The sequence below is a fragment of the Bacillus sp. SIMBA_154 genome (genome assembly GCF_046536015.1).
Lineage (GTDB): Bacteria > Bacillota > Bacilli > Bacillales > Bacillaceae > Bacillus > Bacillus pumilus_P.
In genome coordinates this window covers 1-249 of sequence record NZ_JAWJBV010000493.1, presented here as the reverse complement: position 1 = coordinate 249, position 249 = coordinate 1, and the positions used below count along the sequence as shown (strand labels likewise).

At 45.0% G+C, this 249-nt stretch carries 1 pseudogene; it reads right to left on the bottom strand.

The annotated features are described in order from the left end of the window. Nucleotides 1–20 precede the first annotated feature (20 nt). Nucleotides 21–249, bottom strand: a pseudogene (gene dnaK, locus R0K30_RS22885) (molecular chaperone DnaK); the annotation flags it as partial.

Sequence of the window (249 nt, the reverse complement as noted above, 5' to 3'; positions counted from 1 at the left end):
ATAGTCAAGCGGGAAAGAACTTATTTTTTCGTTTCGTCGTCTTTTACTTCTTCGTATTCCGCATCGACAACGTTGTCGTCCGCTTTTTTGCCTTCAGCGTTTGCTCCGCCTTCAGCCTGCTGCGCTTTCGCCGCTTCTTCGTAAAGCTTCATAGAAAGCTCTTGAACGATTGTTTGAAGTTCATCTTTTTTCGCTTTGATGTCTTCAATTTCGTTTTTCTCGATAGCGGCTTTCAGCGCGTCTTTCGCG